At 56.9% G+C, this 16,167-nt stretch carries 9 protein-coding genes; 6 read left to right on the top strand and 3 right to left on the bottom strand.

The genetic code is table 11. From position 1 onward, the window contains the following. Nucleotides 1–40: 40 nt before the first annotated feature. The 3 genes from ACGY09_RS21290 to ACGY09_RS21280 all read left to right on the top strand — a co-directional run bounded on the left by ACGY09_RS21290 (nucleotide 41) and on the right by ACGY09_RS21280 (nucleotide 5,634). Nucleotides 41–1,804, top strand: a complete 1,764-nt coding sequence (locus tag ACGY09_RS21290; RefSeq protein ID WP_397569349.1) for an esterase/lipase family protein — start codon at nucleotides 41–43, stop codon at nucleotides 1,802–1,804. Nucleotides 1,805–1,968: 164 nt separating this feature from the next. Next, on the top strand, nucleotides 1,969–4,359 hold the full coding sequence (locus ACGY09_RS21285) for an FdhF/YdeP family oxidoreductase (protein WP_397569348.1): 2,391 nt from the start codon (nucleotides 1,969–1,971) through the stop codon (nucleotides 4,357–4,359). Nucleotides 4,360–4,560: 201 nt separating this feature from the next. Then, nucleotides 4,561–5,634 carry a hydantoinase/oxoprolinase family protein gene (locus tag ACGY09_RS21280; protein WP_397569347.1) on the top strand — a complete coding sequence of 358 codons (1,074 nt, stop codon included), beginning with the start codon at nucleotides 4,561–4,563 and terminating at the stop codon, nucleotides 5,632–5,634. 271 nt (nucleotides 5,635–5,905) lie between these two features. On the opposite strand, the gene ahcY is transcribed toward ACGY09_RS21280, so the two are convergent. After that, a complete protein-coding gene (gene ahcY, locus ACGY09_RS21275; RefSeq protein WP_373652969.1) occupies nucleotides 5,906–7,288 on the bottom strand; it encodes an adenosylhomocysteinase in 1,383 nt (460 codons plus the stop codon). Between the two features lie 536 nt (nucleotides 7,289–7,824). On the opposite strand from ahcY, the gene metF reads away from it, so the two are divergent. The 3 genes from metF (at nucleotide 7,825) to ACGY09_RS21260 (ending at nucleotide 12,278) form a co-directional block, all read left to right on the top strand. Next, nucleotides 7,825–8,724, top strand: a complete 900-nt coding sequence (metF, locus tag ACGY09_RS21270; RefSeq protein ID WP_373652970.1) for a methylenetetrahydrofolate reductase [NAD(P)H] — start codon at nucleotides 7,825–7,827, stop codon at nucleotides 8,722–8,724. Beyond that, nucleotides 8,706–9,815, top strand: coding sequence for a 23S rRNA (adenine(2503)-C(2))-methyltransferase RlmN (rlmN, locus tag ACGY09_RS21265; protein WP_373652971.1), 1,110 nt, complete (start codon nucleotides 8,706–8,708; stop codon nucleotides 9,813–9,815). The genes metF and rlmN overlap by 19 nt, the downstream gene beginning before the upstream one ends. 237 nt (nucleotides 9,816–10,052) lie before the next feature. After that, on the top strand, nucleotides 10,053–12,278 hold the full coding sequence (locus tag ACGY09_RS21260; RefSeq protein ID WP_397569346.1) for a dienelactone hydrolase family protein: 2,226 nt from the start codon (nucleotides 10,053–10,055) through the stop codon (nucleotides 12,276–12,278). A gap of 224 nt (nucleotides 12,279–12,502) precedes the next feature. On the opposite strand, the gene fusA is transcribed toward ACGY09_RS21260, so the two are convergent. Beyond that, the gene (gene fusA / locus ACGY09_RS21255; RefSeq protein ID WP_397569345.1) at nucleotides 12,503–14,671 is read right to left on the bottom strand and encodes an elongation factor G; all 2,169 of its coding nucleotides are present in this window, start codon (nucleotides 14,669–14,671) and stop codon (nucleotides 12,503–12,505) included. A gap of 680 nt (nucleotides 14,672–15,351) precedes the next feature. Continuing rightward, the gene (locus tag ACGY09_RS21250; protein WP_373652974.1) at nucleotides 15,352–15,729 is read right to left on the bottom strand and encodes an RNA recognition motif domain-containing protein; all 378 of its coding nucleotides are present in this window, start codon (nucleotides 15,727–15,729) and stop codon (nucleotides 15,352–15,354) included. Nucleotides 15,730–16,167 lie beyond the last annotated feature (438 nt).

The raw sequence follows: 16,167 nt of genomic DNA, 5'->3' as shown, positions 1-16,167 counted from the left end.
ATTCCCGGACCGGGTAATACAAGGATGAATGCCGGAAACAATGGACTGTCAGACGCGATCGGTTAACGCCGCAGCGCTCGCAAGTCGGCCCGCGACGACGGGATACCGGACGAGTCGTTCACGCGCTTGGCTTGCCGTATTCCTCTGCCTCTCCCTCGCAACCTCGTCGGGATGCGCGACTGGCAGGTCGGCCGTTTGGCGGTCGCCACCGATCCCTTCGACCACTTCTGTCACGGGAAACCCGGCAGAGATCGCTCTGGCGACAGCGGCTCATGCGGAGCAACTCGGCCAGGCAAACGCCACGGACTTGTATTACCACACCGCCATCCTCGCCTGGCAGCAGATGACGTCAGGCCAGCCTGGGAACGTTCAGCCACCGTCGCCGCACCTGCAGGCCATCTACAAACATGCTATCGGCCGCTGGCTGGAAACAGCCCAGCATTACGGTCGCTGGATTCCTGGCCAAGGAATCGATGTCTCCACCGAGGTCGGAATGGTACGAATTCCGATTGCTCCCACGGGCTTTCCATGGGAACCCGAAGAGTTTGAAGAACTCCATCCCATTGGCGAATACGAGTCTCCCTCATTGTCGCGATACCACCGGCAGGATGGACTCGGCTCCCCGCTGGTGGTCCGCAAGTGCAATCGAACAGAATTACGTCCCGGCGATCGCTTTCTACCTCGCCACGTTTCGTTCAGCGCAACAGCCCTTCTCAGACCTCAAGTCAATGACGGGACGGGGGGCCAGCCAGCCGTGCTCGAGTTGTGGAACCCCTACACGACTCATGCAGTTCCGGGTCCGTCCGGCACGGCCGGTCTCGCAACAGATACATCAGCGGTCTTCGCTTTTCGAGAGCTGAGCCTGGGTTCGGTTCCCACCCCCTTCGAAATGTTCGTCCGCCCCGACGAACACCGCGATTCCGAAGGGCTGTACTTCTTTGAACCCCATCAACCGGGAAAGATTCCAGTCCTATTCGTCCATGGATTAATGTCGAGCCCCCGTACGTGGATCGATATGGCGAATGAACTCCGCGCAAATCCCGAGTTCAACGCGCGGTACCAGATCTGGGCATTCGATTATGCCACAGGCAAAAACTTTCTCCGTGCAGCAGCCGAACTGCGACAAGCCCTTTGCGAAGCCGATGCCGAACTGGCAGCCTACGGCGATGATCCTTCCCGACATCAGATGGTGCTGGTCGGCCATAGCATGGGAGGGTTGGTGTCTAAAATGCAGGTCACCCGCAGCGGAACTCATCTTTGGGATTCCATCGCCAACCTCCCTCTGGACCAGGTCCAGATGAACGATCAGTACCGCCGGCAGCTCGCTAAGGTCTTCTTCTTCGAGCCGTTACCGCAGGTTCAACGCGTCGTCTTCATCGCCACGCCCCATCGGGGCTCGGCATTGGCATCCCGGCTCACGGGACGATGGAGTTCTGCGCTGATCCGACGATCGCCATTTGAGAATGGACTGCATCAGCAACTGATCGTTTCGAACCCGGGCGTCTTCCGCTGGTCAGTCTTCTGGCGATTTCCCAACAGTATCGACATGCTGGAGCCAGAACATCCGCTCGCGCAAGCCGTCGACGACCTGCCCATCAGTGACCACGTGAAAGTTCACACCATTGCCGGAACAGGTTACATGACCACCGGATTCGAAACAGGGGATCGCGTCGTTCCACTCTCCAGTGCCGTTCACTGCCGTGCAGAGACCGAGCTGCAGATCAAGGCCACACACACGCACATTCACCGAACCCCGGAAGCGGTGAACGAGTTGCTTCGAATCCTGGCCGAACATCCGTACTGAACGGCGCGTCGATAGGTGGGACTGCCGACGTCGGAAGCACTTCCGCAAGGAATCTCCGCACCATGCGCATGCCGGATGATCGGGGTTCCGGTTGAGCCCCCCCTTGCAGTGACGTACAATCCCCACGTCCTGCGACAGTCGAGTCTTCTCCCAAGGCGTTCAAAATGCGACGAGTTCGAACCGGCGGTGGTTGGCCAGCGGTGCGGTACACCTTCAGTAAGGCACGCGAAGCAGGGGGCCTCTTGAAACTCTGGAAGGCCATGCGGTCGAAGAATGCCTGTAAGACCTGCGCACTGGGAATGGGTGGACAACAAGGAGGAATGGCCAACGAGCTTGGCGTCTTTCCCGAAGTCTGCAAGAAATCGTTGCAGGCCATGGTCGCTGACATGCAGGGAGCGATCAAACCCGAGTTTTTCAAAACCTACTCGATCCCGCAATTGCAGACGTTCTCGCCGCGTGAACTGGAGACCAGCGGACGTCTCACCCAACCGCTCCTTCATCGGCAGGGTGAAAACTACTATCAGCCGATCTCCTGGGAAGAGGCCTTCTCCCGGATTATCTCAAAGCTGAAGCCTGCGGCCTCGGTCGACGTCCCCACCGCACCAGGGCCAAATACAGTCTCGTCTAACGGCGAACACCCCGCTAAAGCCGCGACCAGCTCTGATCCCTCATCTCCCTTGCCGACGGACAGCCAGGGGAGAGCCGTTTCTTCATCCCTGAAGTCCGGAGCGGATTCATCCCATGTCGTCTCACCAAATGAAACGTTCTGGTATTTCAGTGGCCGCAGTTCAAACGAAGCAGGTTTTCTGCTCCAGGTTTTCGCGCGTGTCTTCGGAACGAATAACGTCAACAACTGTTCGTTTTACTGTCATCAGGCCAGCGGTGTGGGCTTAGGTAGCGTGCTCGGCACCGGCACTGCCACCCTGGTTCTTGACGATCTCGAACATTCCGATCTGGTTTTCATTATTGGCGGCAACCCCGCAAGCAACCATCCTCGATTGATGTCGACCCTGAAGCACCTGCGGCGTCGGGGCGGGCACGTCGTCGTCATCAACCCGATTGTAGAAACCGGATTGGTCAACTTCAGTATCCCCAGCGATCCGCTCAGCCTCATGTTCGGGACAAAAATCGCTTCGCTCTATGTGCAGCCGCACATTGGGGGGGACCTGGCGCTGCTCTCTGGCATTGCCAAGCGGATTGTCGAGATGGGAGCGCATGACGAAGAATTTCTGAAGAATTACTGTGATCAGTGGCCTCAACTGAAAGACCATCTGCAGAAGCTGGACTGGAACGAGATCTACACTCGTTCCGGCGTGGACGCACCGGCGATTCAAGCGATTGCCACCCGTTACGCGGCTGCCGAAAACGTCGTCTTCACCTGGACGATGGGAATCACACATCACACCTATGGGGTGGAGAACGTCGAAGCGATCGCCAACCTCGCCCTCTTGCGCGGGATGGTCGGACGCCCCAATGCAGGACTGCTGCCGATTCGGGGGCATTCGAACGTGCAGGGGATTGGTTCGATGGGTGTGACCCCGCAATTGAAACAGGCGATATTCGACAAGCTGCAGTCGCACTTCGGCATGGAGCTTCCCACCACCCCAGGCCTCGACACTCTGGCCTGTATGGAGGGGGCAGATCGTGGTGAACTGAAATTCGGCTTCTGTCTGGGAGGCAACCTCTATGGGTCCAATCCGGATGCGGCCTTCGCCAGACAGGCTCTGTCGAAACTGGACATGCTGGTGTACCTCAATACGACGCTCAACACGGGCCATGCACATGGACTGGCGAAAGAAACAATCATTCTTCCCGTGCTGGCGAGAGATGAAGAGCCGCAGTCCACAACGCAGGAATCGATGTTCAACTTCATTCGCCTGAGTGACGGCGGCCCATCACGTCACGTGGGGCTCAAGAGCGAGATTGAGATCATCGCGACGATTGCCAGCGGCGTTCTCGGCAACGAGGGTCCCATCGACTGGGAATCGATGCGGAACACGAATCGAATTCGTGAAGCAATCGCCAAGGTGGTCCCCGGCTTTGAACAGATCAAGGATATTGGCGAGACGAAGAAAGAATTCCAGCTCGACGGCCGCACGTTCCACACTCCTCAGTTTCCGACAAAGACCGGTCGAGCCCAATTGCGGGTCCATCCGCTGCCGGAACTGGTCGGCGGACCGAACGAACTGCGATTGATGACGATTCGCAGTGAAGGGCAGTTCAATACCGTCGTCTATGAAGACTACGACCTCTACCGAGGCATTGAAGGCCGGTACGTGATCCTGCTGCACCCGGAAGACCTGGATCGATTCCACCTCAAGCCGGGTCAGAAGACGACCGTCCGAAGCAACGCAGGAGAAATGGTCGACATCATCGCCACCCCCTTCGAAAAAATTCGTCCTGGTAATGCCGCGATGTACTACCCCGAATGTAACGTACTGGTACCACGCACGTCGGATCCCCGATCGCGAACGCCTGCCTTCAAGTCGGTCATCATCTCGATCGAACCGAGCAGGGCCGGGCGTTTCCCCGTGCAGGTCCCTGTGCTGCGGTGATTCCGCCTCTCTCGCTCTGTCCATCTGGAAGGTGGGCGATCGAAAACGCGAGAGAGTCCATTTCCCCGCCGTCGAAGCGGACGTTATGACGGGTAGCGACGGTAAGAGTTTCGCTGGTCAACTCGCCGAGCCCGCGCCGTTCCGCGTCCGATCCACATTCCAGAACTCCCACCGTCACGTAGTTCCGAGGCAATTCATTCCATGACGATCGTTGGACTTGATATCGGCGGAGCTAATATCAAAGCGGCTGATCAGCAGGGGCAAACACTCAGTCGCCCCTTCGCCATCTGGCGCCACCCGGAACGCCTGGCCGCAGAAGTGGCATCAATCCTTCGGTCCTTTCCAGGGTGCGACGGAGTTGCCTTGACGATGACTGCCGAACTGGCTGACTGCTTCACAACGAAAGCCGAAGGAGTGACCTCGATCCTCGACTCTGTCGAAGCGGGAATGCGTGATCTCAGCAACGCGACCACTTCGCATGACTTGGCGACTCCGGCTGCAAAACTGTCCGTCTGGACGACGCGAGGCCGGTTCGTCGACGCCCAAACGGCACGCGAACAGACGGAAGCGGTCGCCGCCGCGAACTGGCACGCGTTGGCCACCTGGTGTGGGCAATTCTCGCCAGCCGGTTCCGGTCTGCTTGTCGACATTGGCACCACGACGACCGATCTGATTCCCCTGCATGAGGGAAGGCCGGTCTCACTGGGACTGACGGACCTGAGCCGACTGCAGAGCGGCGAATTGTGTTATTCGGGCATTCGACGCACACCCATTTGCGCCTTAGCTCATAGCGTCCCTTTTCGTGATGGCTATTGCCCACTCGCCGCCGAGATTTTTGCGACAACTCTCGACCTCTACTTATTACTTGGTGACCTCGCGGAAGATGCGAATGATCTGGAGACGGCCAACGGCAAACCGGCCACCCGAGCAGAAGCCCGGCACCGCATCGTGAGAACGTTATGCAGTGATGGGAACGCGATTTCTCAGAATGAAGCAATCGAGATGGCGAGATTTCTGGCAGATGTTCAGCGACAGAGGCTCGCAGGATCGCTGGAACGGGTCTTGGCACGACAATCTTCGCCCTGCCAGACTGTATTGGTCTCAGGCTCAGGCGAGTTCCTGGCTCGGCGGCTGGTCAAGGAGAACCGCAAAACAGCGACTGCCAAAATCATTTCGCTCAAGGAGAAGTTCTCGGACGGGATCGCCGAGGCGGCCTGTGCGTACGCAGTCGCGCAGCTCTGCCATCGCGGGGACCGCACCAGCGTTCCCGCGTGATGCGCCCCTCGAACGACGGTCGTTCCAGAGGCACCCCCGTTCCGCTCCCGCGCCACCTGAACTGCTCCGCCCCCCGAGACCACATCAGGGAATCAATTCTCTTGACTGATGTAGTTTGAATGCGCGTGTAGTTTGAATGCGCGGTTAAAAAACAAAGTCCAGCTCGATGAGCTGGACTTTGCGATAATCACTCCGACCCTGATGAGCACAGGTCAGTCGCCGACTTCAAATGAATGTCGTACGGAATACTGACCACAGCCTCAGGTCCGAATTAGTAGCGGTAGTGGTCGGGCTTGAAGGGGCCATTGATCGGCAAGCCCAGGTACTTGGCCTGCTTTTCCGACAGCTTCGACAGCTTGACACCGATCTTTTCCAGGTGCAGCCGGGCGACTTCTTCGTCCAGTTCTTTCGGCAGACGGTGGACACCGACTGCGTAGCGGCTGGTGTCGTTCCACAGAGCCAACTGAGCCAGGACCTGGTTGGTGAAGCTGTTTGACATCACGAACGAGGGATGGCCGGTGGCACAACCGAGGTTCACGAGCCGTCCCTGAGCCAGCAGGATCACGCTGTGCCCTGTGGACTTAAAGGTATAACGATCAACAGCACCGACTTCGCTTGGCTTGACGTTAACCTTGGTCGCTTTGCCGTTCTTGACCTGCTCTTCCAGCCAGGCGACATCGATTTCGAGGTCGAAGTGCCCGATGTTACAGATGATGGCGTCGTTCGGCATCTTCTCGATGTGCTCGCCGCGAACAATGTCACAGCAACCGGTGGTCGTGACGAAAATGTTTCCTTGCGCAGCGGCTTCTTCCATCGTCGTGACTTCGAAACCTTCCATTGCTGCCTGAAGAGCGCAAATCGGATCGATTTCCGTCACGATAACGCGAGCGCCGTAACGCTGCATCGAGATGGCACAGCCTTTACCGACATCGCCATAACCAGCCACGACGCAGACCTTGCCGGCGAGCATCACGTCGGTTGCTCGCTTGATCCCGTCTGCGAGCGATTCGCGACATCCATACAGGTTGTCGAATTTGCTCTTGGTAACCGAGTCATTGATATTGATAGCTGGAACCTTCAGCTCGCCACGTTCGTGCATCTGAACGAGTCGATGAACCCCGGTAGTGGTTTCTTCGCTGAGGCCCTTGATGCCCTTAAGCAACTCGGGAAACTTTTGATGAACCATCGACGTGAGGTCACCGCCGTCGTCGAGGATCATGTTGAGTGGCTGACCGTCCGGGAAGTAGAGGGTCTGTTCAATGCACCAGTCGAATTCTTCGTTGGTCATCCCCTTCCAGGCGTAAACCGGAATCCCGGCAGCAGCGATTGCCGCGGCAGCATGGTCCTGGGTCGAGAAGATGTTGCAACTGCTCCAGGTGACGTCCGCACCCAGTTCAACCAGTGTTTCGATCAGCACTGCAGTCTGAATGGTCATGTGCAGACAGCCGGCAATTCGAGCTCCCTTGAGGGGCTTGGTCTTGCCATAGCGCTCACGAAGTGCCATCAAACCCGGCATTTCGTTTTCAGCGATTTCAATTTCCTTGCGACCAAAATCGGCAAGCCCAATGTCCTTTACCTTGTAGGGAAGACGCGCGCTCGACGCGCTCTTGGTGGAATCGGCTGTCTTGGACTTTGTCGCTTCAGCGGTCGACATATCGACGTTCCTTCTGAACATTCTGAGTTTAGGGGGTATCCAACGTTGAACGCCCCAACAATATCTTATCGAGACGGTCCGCTTCGCCCACAGCCGCCGCCCACCCTGATGAAGGATGACCATTCAAGCATGTTGGTGTCAACGTGGTTGGTCCAAGTAGTATAGCTACTTCGGTATCTACTGTCTCGCGATTAAACCAGGGAAAGTGATATCCGAAAAATCTCCATCGCTGCAGATCACAAATGTACAAGCTCCTCGACCGGCCTTCCTAAACCGGCAACCCCGACTACGCATCAACAGAAAATTGTGCGTGCAGGCACCGTCAACATCGAGCCTGTCATCCCCGCACGACCGGTCTCACTCTTGAATCAACCCTATGATCCACGGAGCAGGTGACGACAGCGATTTTCAGATTTCGCACCCGGCACCTGCCTTTGGAGATCTTCCGAAGTTTGAGACAAAAATGATGGTGGCAGCCAGGCGAGTGATCGCATAATCTGCTGCATCGATATCTTACAAGCAGGAGCAATCTGGGTATGACGAGCGGTGCAATGCGAATCAAAGACGTGTATGCCGGTGGCCGCTTTGGGCTGTCCATTGAAGTCTTTCCCCCGAAGACGGCGGAAGGGGATGACTCGCTGCGTCAGACCCTGGCAGAAATGGTCCCGTTCCGCCCCGCCTTCGTTTCGTGTACCTACGGTGCGGGGGGTTCGACAAGCAAGCGAACGGTCGAATGGTGCCGCGAGATCCAGGAGAAGTTCAAAACATCCGCCACAGCCCACTTCACCTGCGTGGGTAGTACCCGCGAGCAGTTAACGGAATGGCTGCATTATGCCTGGGCCGAGGGACTGCGCAACATTATGGCTCTGCGGGGTGATGCTCCTGCAGGACAAGCCTCTTTTCAGGCAATTGAAGGGGGATTGCGATATGCTAACGAACTCGTCAGCTTGATTCGCGAAAGCTTTCCCGAGATGGGGATCGGTGTCGCTGGCTACCCGGAAAAGCATCCGGAAGCGCCCAACCTGGACGTTGATTTCGAAAACCTGGTTCGGAAAGTCAGGAATGGTGCAGATGCAATCTTCACACAGTTGTTCTTCGACAACGACAGCTTCTTTCGATTCCGTGACAGGTTGAATCGAGCCCACATCAACGTACCATTGATCCCGGGGATTATGCCGATCACGGAATTTGCTCGAATTCAGCGAATTACCGCCATGTGCGGAGCCGGAATTCCCGCCGACCTGACGTCCCGTCTGGAAGCAGTGAAAGAAGACAAACAGGCACAACACGAGATTGGTGTTGAATTTGCCATCGCACAATGTCGCGAATTGATCGACCAGGGGGTGAATGGAATCCACTTCTACATCCTCAACAAGAGTCAAGCCGGTCGAGAGATTCTCAACGGTCTAGGGTTTTCATGTCCATCCTCCCAGTAATTGCGGATCGCCCCTTCCAGACGCGCCTTTATGAGCTCGACGCCGCAGGGCTGGCAGACTGGTGTGTGGCTCACGGTTTTCCCGCCTACCGGGCCGGACAGATCCGCCGCTGGATCTTCGGACGCCGGGTGAGTGACTTCGCAGAGATGCACGATGTTCCGGCCACGTTGCGCGCGGCGCTGGCTGACGAATTTTCCTTGTTTCCGGCGCGCCAGGCGCAGCATCAGGTCTCGCGCGACGGAACAGAAAAGCTGCTGCTCGAGCTGCACGATGGCCAGTTCATCGAATGCGTGCTGATGCGAGAGCCCGATCGACGGACAATCTGCATCTCTACTCAGGTCGGCTGCGCCATGGGGTGCGTCTTTTGCGCGAGCGGCCTGCTGGGACTCAAGCGCAGTCTGACGACAGGGGAAATTCTGGAGCAGGTACTGAGGCTCGACCGCTTGCTGAAGAAAGGGGAGCAGATCACGAATCTGGTCGTCATGGGAATCGGCGAGCCCCTGGCGAACCTGAAGTCGTTAATTCCCGCTCTGGATACCCTGAATGAAAAAGGGGGGCTGGGACTTGGGGCCCGCAGAATCACGATCTCGACCGTCGGCTTGCCCGAGAAAATTCGAGAACTCGCCCGTTCGGGAAAGCAGTATAACCTGGCCGTCTCTCTGCACGCCCCGGACAACGAACTGCGAACTCGACTTGTTCCCGTCAATGACAAGATCGGTATCGACGCAGTCCTCCAGGCCGCGGATGACTATTTCGAAATTACCGGACGTCGCGTCACGTACGAGTACGTACTTCTTTCGGGCGTCAACGACGATCCACTGCATGCACGGCAACTTGCGAAGCGACTCCAGTCGCGCATCGCCCACGTCAATCTGATCCCGATGAACGGTGTGACCGAGCTGGAATTTGTTGCCCCGACGGCTCCCCGAACCGGCGAGTTCGTTCAAGTCCTCGAGTCATTCGGCATTCCCGCAACAGTCCGCAAACGCAAGGGGGCCGACATTGACGCGGCCTGCGGACAACTGCGGCTCGCACGCGAAAAGCTGGCAGAGCAGGGGAATCAGGCCAGTACGTGCAGTTCATCAGACTGAGCGGCATGGCCCCCGTTGCCTGAGTCCCGACGGCAGCGAGGAACAGCCGAACTGCCGCCGCATCAGGCGATCCAAGTCTCAGGATCGCGCGGTCCTAATACCCGCCAGGGGGAAAGCTCTGCGCTGTGGGCTCCCGGGGGTGGGTTCTCGCATAGGTGCTTGTTGATTTCTATCACAAGTGATTTCTATGATGTCGCCCTGAAGTTGCAGCCCATGGAATTCCTACGGAGACGCCCCTTGAGCGATACCCCAAAAATCGATCGTCGTACCATTCTCAAATTTGCCGCAGCCTCCGTGGCTGTCGCTAACGCAGTCGGTGTCCGACAGGTGGCCCAGGGCGCTGCCCCCCGTGTCCTTCCCGCAGACACGCTGCCAAACGACGTGAGACTTGGGGGACTGAAAGACCTCAACGCCTACTTCCCCTGGACTCCGAGTGCCAGCGTCGAGGAATGGAAGCAGCGTTCCGAATACGTCCGTCGGCAGTTGCAGGTTGCACTGGGGCTTTGGCCGATGCCAACGAGAAAACCTCTGAACGCGGTTGTGCACGGAAAAGTCGAACGCGACGACTTCACGGTCGAACGCGTCATCCTCGAAACAGGTGACGGCCTCTATTGCACAGGAAGCCTCTACCGGCCGAAGAATCCCAAGCCCGGGAAGTTGCCCGCCGTATTGTGTCCGCACGGTCACTGGGCCAACGGAAGGTTCTACGAACACAACGACGCCACATTCGAACAGGAACTGAAGAGCAAGGCCGAGTCGATTCCCAGTGGCAGATTCCCTCTGCAAGCGCGCTGTGTCCAACTGGCACGGATGGGATGCATCGTTTTTCTTTACGACATGCTGGGATACCCGGATTCTGGGCCGATCCCGTTCGAGATCGCTCACGGATTCGCCAAACAGCGTCCTGAACTCAGTCAGCCGGATCGCTGGGGCATCTTCAGTGCTCAATCTGAGCTGCGGTGTCTGAATATTGTGGGCCTTCAAGCCTGGAACTCAATCCGGGCGCTGGACTGGATCAGCTCGCTCAGCGATGTGGATACGAGTCGCATCGGTGTGACTGGCGCCAGCGGTGGGGGAACCCAGACGTTCCTTCTGGGAAGTCTCGATCCACGTCCCGCTGCCTTCTTCCCCGCCGTGATGGTTTCGACTTCGATGCAGGGTGGATGTACCTGTGAAAACGCCAGCTATCTGCGCGTGAACACGGGAAATATCGAATTCGCCGCGATGATCGCTCCGCGTCCTCTGGGAATGACCGCAGCCGACGACTGGACGCGAGAGCTGGAAACGAAGGGACTGCCGCAACTGAAACAGCATTACAGCATGCTGGGAGCCCCCGACAATGTGGAAGGGAAGTACATGGCCTTCCCGCACAACTACAACCAGCCCAGCCGGCTGATGATGTATGAATTCTTTAACAAGCACCTGAAGCTGGGGCAGACCAGTCCGATCATGGAACGTGACTTCGTTCCGCTGACCAAGGAAGAATTAACCGTCTGGAACGGCGAACACCCCGCTCCTGCCCGCTCGGTGGAAAACGAATTGCGGATCCTCCGGGGATTGGCTGCGGATCAGGACGCGCAATTCGCGGCCCTTGTTCCCTCTTCTCCCGAATCGCTTCGTAAGTACCGCGAAGTCATAGGTGGCGCGTGGGACGTCATGATTGGCCGCAAGCTCCCTGCAAAAGAGGAATTCGTGCAGGAGAACAAGCACAAGGTCGAAGGGGAAGAACTTCTCAGCTTCCGCTCGGTGATTCGCCTGAAGGGCCAGAACGAAGAGGTTCCAACCTACTTCTTCCTGCCACGGAACTGGAACAAGCAAGTCGCCCTGTGGATCACTGATGAAGGCAAGAGTTCGCTCGTCAAGGATGATGGCTCTCCCAAACCTGAGGTACAATTGCTGCTTGACGCGGGTGTCGCCGTGGCCATTCCTGACCTGCTCTATCAGGGGGAATTCCTTGCTGATCAGAAGTCACTGGCCTCGGCACGCAAAGTCGAGAATCCGCGCGAATTCGTGGGATACACGCTCGGGTACAATCACCCCTTGTTCGCGCAGCGAGTCCACGATGTCCTGACGATGATCGCCTTCTGCCGGTTCAGTAAGTACGAGCCGGAAGCGGTTCACGTGATTGGGAGCGGGCGTACGGCGGGCCCCATCGCCGCAGCAGCCGCGTTTCAGGCAGGCTCGGCGGTCAATAAGGTCGCTATCGGGACAGGGGGTTTCCGATTCGCTTTGATCACAGAAGCTTACGACCCGATGCTGCTGCCGGGCGCGGTCAGGTATGGTGACATCCCGGGGCTGCTGGCACTAGTTGCACCGCACCCGCTCTGGGTCTCCGGGGAAGGGGATCAGCTTCCGGCGGTCGTTACCAAAGCCTACTCTGCGGCACAGTCCACTTCGGTCACGGCCTACTCGGGTTCCACCGATGGCGAACTTGCTGCTGCGGCGAAATGGCTCCTTTCGTAGTTGATTCCGCTGGACCAGAGCGTTTACGAAGACGCTTTCGCTAGCGATAAATGCGAGAGTGGGGATTGCTTCATCACGAGCAATCCCCACTTTTTTTACCGACACGTTTCGTACATTACGTTCGCTTGTTCCTGGCCAGGTAAACCGGCCTGACTTAAGGAAACAGCCCGACCTGGAGAACCAGGCCGGGCTGTGATTTGTAGACTTTTCAGAGCGGGCTACCGTTACTTCTGGGCAGCTCGTTCTGCTTTGTCCTTCTTTCGCTTCTCGACGACTTCGTCCATCAGGCCTCGAGGCAGCATCGAGTACTTCGCGAATTCCATCGTGAAGGTTCCCTTACCCTGCGTCATCGAACGAAGTTCGTTGGCGTAGTCGAACATGCTGGCCAGCGGGACTTCTGCCACGATCGTAGCAATCCCCATGTTGGTTTCGGTCGCACCAACCAGACCTCGCTTGCTGGAGATATGGCCCGTGACGTTCCCCTGGAACTCTTCCGGAACTTCCACTTCCAGCTTCATGATCGGCTCGAGAAGACCAATGTTGGCCTTCTTGAGGGTTTCTCGCATACAGTCGAACGCACAGATGCCGAACGCCATTTCGGACGAGTCGACGTCGTGATAGCTACCGTCCTGCAGAATCATCTGGACGTTCACAACTTCACACTCACACAGCGGGCCTTTGACGAGAGCTCGCCGGAAGCCTTCATCGATTGGCTTGATGTATTCTTTCGGAATGCGTCCACCGGTAACGTCGTTGACGAATTCGTAGGGGATAGCACTGTCTTCGGGCAGCGGAACCAGCTTCCCGACCACGTGACCGTACTGTCCGGAACCCCCGGTCTGCTTCTTGTGCTTGTAGTTGAACTCGACTTCGCGGGTCGGAGTTTCACGGTAAGCAACGCGAGGCTGACCGATGACACACTCAACACCATACTCTCGCTTGATTCGCTCGACGTAAATGTCCAGGTGCAACTGGCCCATCCCGGCGATCAACGTCTGGCCGGTTTCTTCGTCGGTCAGCACGCGGAAGGTCGGATCTTCACGGCGGAATCGCTCAAGCGCCTTGCTCAGCTTGTCAGCACCGTCTCGCTTAACCGGTTCAATGCTCAACCGGATCACAGCGTCAGGAACGTAGATACTTTCCAGAGAGTAGCTCACACCATCACCGCAGAACGTATCCCCCGAAGCGCAGTCGACACCGACCAGAGCCACGATATCACCGGCTTCGGCGACATCAACGTCCTGCCGATCGTTGGCGTGCATGCGCACGAGACGACCGAATCGAACCTTTTTACCGGTTCGAGTGTTGATGTAGCTGTCCCCCTTGACGATCTTCCCCTGGTAAATACGGGTGTACGTCAACTGGCCGTATTCTTCCACGACCGTCTTGAATGCCATACAGACGAGTGGCTTCTTGACGTCCGAATCGAGAGTGACGCGGTTCCAGTTCGGATCCTGAGTTTCTTCATCAGACTGTGGCTTCTTCGCCTGATCAATCGCCGTCATTTTGCGATCGAGCGGTGAAGGGAGGTAATACGTCACAGCGTCCAGAGCTTCCTGAACACCCTTGTTCTTGTACGCCGACCCCATCATCACCGGAGTGATCTGCTGAGCAAGCGTGGCCGAACGAATGATCTTCCGGATTTCATCGACCGGAGGATCTTTCTCTTCGAGCAGCATCTCCATCAGAGGATCGCTGTAAAGTGAAAGTTGTTCGAGCATGTGCGTACGAGCAGCGACTGCCTTTTCCTTGTATTCTTCAGGAATGGCTTCACGTCGAATGTCTTCGCCGTCTTCCCCATCGAAGTAAACCGCCTTCATGGTGACCAGGTCGATCACACCCTGGAAGGCCTGCTCACGTCCCATCGGAATCTGGAGCGGTACCGGGGTCACGTGCAGTTTCTCTTCGATCTGCTTGATAACCTTGTCCGGATTGGCTCCCGTGCGGTCCATCTTGTTGATGAACGCAATACGGGGAACCTTGTATCGCTTCATCTGGCGGTCAACGGTCAGCGACTGGCTCTGAACGCCACCCACCGAGCAGAGGACCAGGATTGCCCCGTCAAGCACGCGCAGCGAACGCTCCACTTCAACGGTAAAGTCCACGTGGCCCGGGGTGTCGATCACGTTGACGGTGTAGTCGTCGATACCACCACCGGCTTCCTCTGGCAACTTCACTTCCCACTTCACCTGCGTGGCAGCAGAAGCAATGGTGATTCCTTTTTCACGTTCCAGATCCATGAAGTCCATCGTCGCGCCGACGTTGTCCTTCCCCTTCACTTCGTGGATGGCGTGAATTCGTCCTGAGTAGAACAGAATTCGTTCGGTGAGAGTTGTTTTTCCCGAGTCAATGTGAGCCGAGATACCGATGTTGCGGACTTTTTCGAGGTTCATGGTGATGCTATTGAAACACAGTCAGGGAACAGTGCGATCTCGGAGACGGTCTACCGAGACCTATCGGGGGAAACGAGCGATCCTGCGCAATCAAAGCCGGGGGATTTGATCGAAAGAACCTGCTGCAAGAACGCTGCGAAGAAAACGAGTAGAGATGCCTCGTGAGACGCCCAGAAGGAACAGAAACGCCGAGAGGTCCACCCCAGAGAGGCCACTGAGATGAACCCTAGCGAACTGAGCGAATCGTGCATTCCCGGAGCATCTAAGAGTCCTTTATTTTCGTCGTTGAATTGCGATCAAATCGTAAGTGTACGACGAACTTCCCTAGTTAACTCAAAGATGCCACATCGGGTGAAACATGCGTAATCGCACGTGACAACGTACTTGCTGCGTAAGACAGTCGCGACGTTTCGCCGTAAAAGTTCCCGAATAGTAGCAATCTTCGGACCTTGCGGGAAGTGCGATTCGCTCTATTCGTCGTTTTTTTGCATCCTCAGCCCAACACAGCACAGAACACGCGTATATCGTTCGCCAATAACCCGAAGGGGAAGCATAGACTCGAGCAAAACCGAAAGACTCCCCAGACAAAGCAATAAAAAACGCCTTCCGGTCGGGACGGAAGGCGTTTCTAATTTTGTCAAATCAATTGACAGGACGGAGCAACTGAGTCGCGAATCGGCTTAGTAACGACCACCACCGCCGTTACCGCCGTATCCACCACTGCTGCGGCCACCGCCGCCGCCACCGTAACCACCACCACCGCTGCGGCCGCCGCCGTAACCGCCACCACCACCGCTGCGACCACCGCCACCGCTTTCACGGGGACGAGCTTCATTCACTGTCAGCGTACGGCCCTGGAACTCCGCTCCGTTCAGTGCACCGATCGCCGCTTCTCCACCGTCCGACATCTCTACGAAACCAAAGCCACGTGATCGGCCGGTTTCGCGGTCTGAAACGACCTGTGCCGACGAAACGTTGCCGTGCTGACTGAACAACTCACGCAGATCGTCAGCTGTACAATTGTAAGACAAATTACCCACATACAGATTCTTGCTCATCGTCGTCCTTTGCGAGCCATACAGGCTCTCTGAAACAGGTCATAGGCTGCCGCTTACTGCGACAGGGAAGATCAAAGCCAAATCAGCGACTACAAAACCGCGGCATCGAGAGCAACATCAAAAACTTCCCGACAGTTTTTTTGTTCCACGAGAGCAAACGGACATGACGGTTGCCGAGGAGCGTCACCCGACTTGACTTACTTGGACGCGGCGAGAGAAAACTCGGACAGCGGGCAAGAAGAAACATCGGTGGGCGAGGAGGCATTCATCTTCCTACCCCGGCAAGCCCCTGCCCGCCGGAGATAGAAAGTGTTATTGCACGTTGCGTCAAAAAAGGAAACGCCGATTCGATAGTTTTTCATAGAAAAATTAGACCGGAAGACGGAAATTCGTTCAGGGCCAGTCGACGTAACTCTCCTTAAAATTTTCCCGGACTCG

The sequence above is a fragment of the Schlesneria sphaerica genome (assembly GCF_044336245.1).
In the GTDB taxonomy this organism is placed as follows: Bacteria; Planctomycetota; Planctomycetia; order Planctomycetales; family Planctomycetaceae; genus Schlesneria; species Schlesneria sphaerica.
The sequence above is the reverse complement of the archived record's forward strand: the minus strand, read 5'-3'. Positions and strand labels throughout refer to the sequence as shown.

Bases quoted from the DNA above. Each gene is read 5' to 3' on its own strand.
- ACGY09_RS21290 (WP_397569349.1), top strand. From the start codon at position 41: ATGGACTGTCAGACGCGATCGGTTAACGCCGCAGCGCTCGCAAGTCGG.
- ahcY (WP_373652969.1), bottom strand. From the start codon at position 7,288: ATGTCGACCGCTGAAGCGACAAAGTCCAAGACAGCCGATTCCACCAAG.
- ACGY09_RS21285 (WP_397569348.1), top strand. From the start codon at position 1,969: ATGCGACGAGTTCGAACCGGCGGTGGTTGGCCAGCGGTGCGGTACACC.
- metF (WP_373652970.1), top strand. From the start codon at position 7,825: ATGACGAGCGGTGCAATGCGAATCAAAGACGTGTATGCCGGTGGCCGC.
- rlmN (WP_373652971.1), top strand. From the start codon at position 8,706: ATGTCCATCCTCCCAGTAATTGCGGATCGCCCCTTCCAGACGCGCCTT.
- ACGY09_RS21250 (WP_373652974.1), bottom strand. From the start codon at position 15,729: ATGAGCAAGAATCTGTATGTGGGTAATTTGTCTTACAATTGTACAGCT.
- ACGY09_RS21280 (WP_397569347.1), top strand. From the start codon at position 4,561: ATGACGATCGTTGGACTTGATATCGGCGGAGCTAATATCAAAGCGGCT.
- fusA (WP_397569345.1), bottom strand. From the start codon at position 14,671: ATGAACCTCGAAAAAGTCCGCAACATCGGTATCTCGGCTCACATTGAC.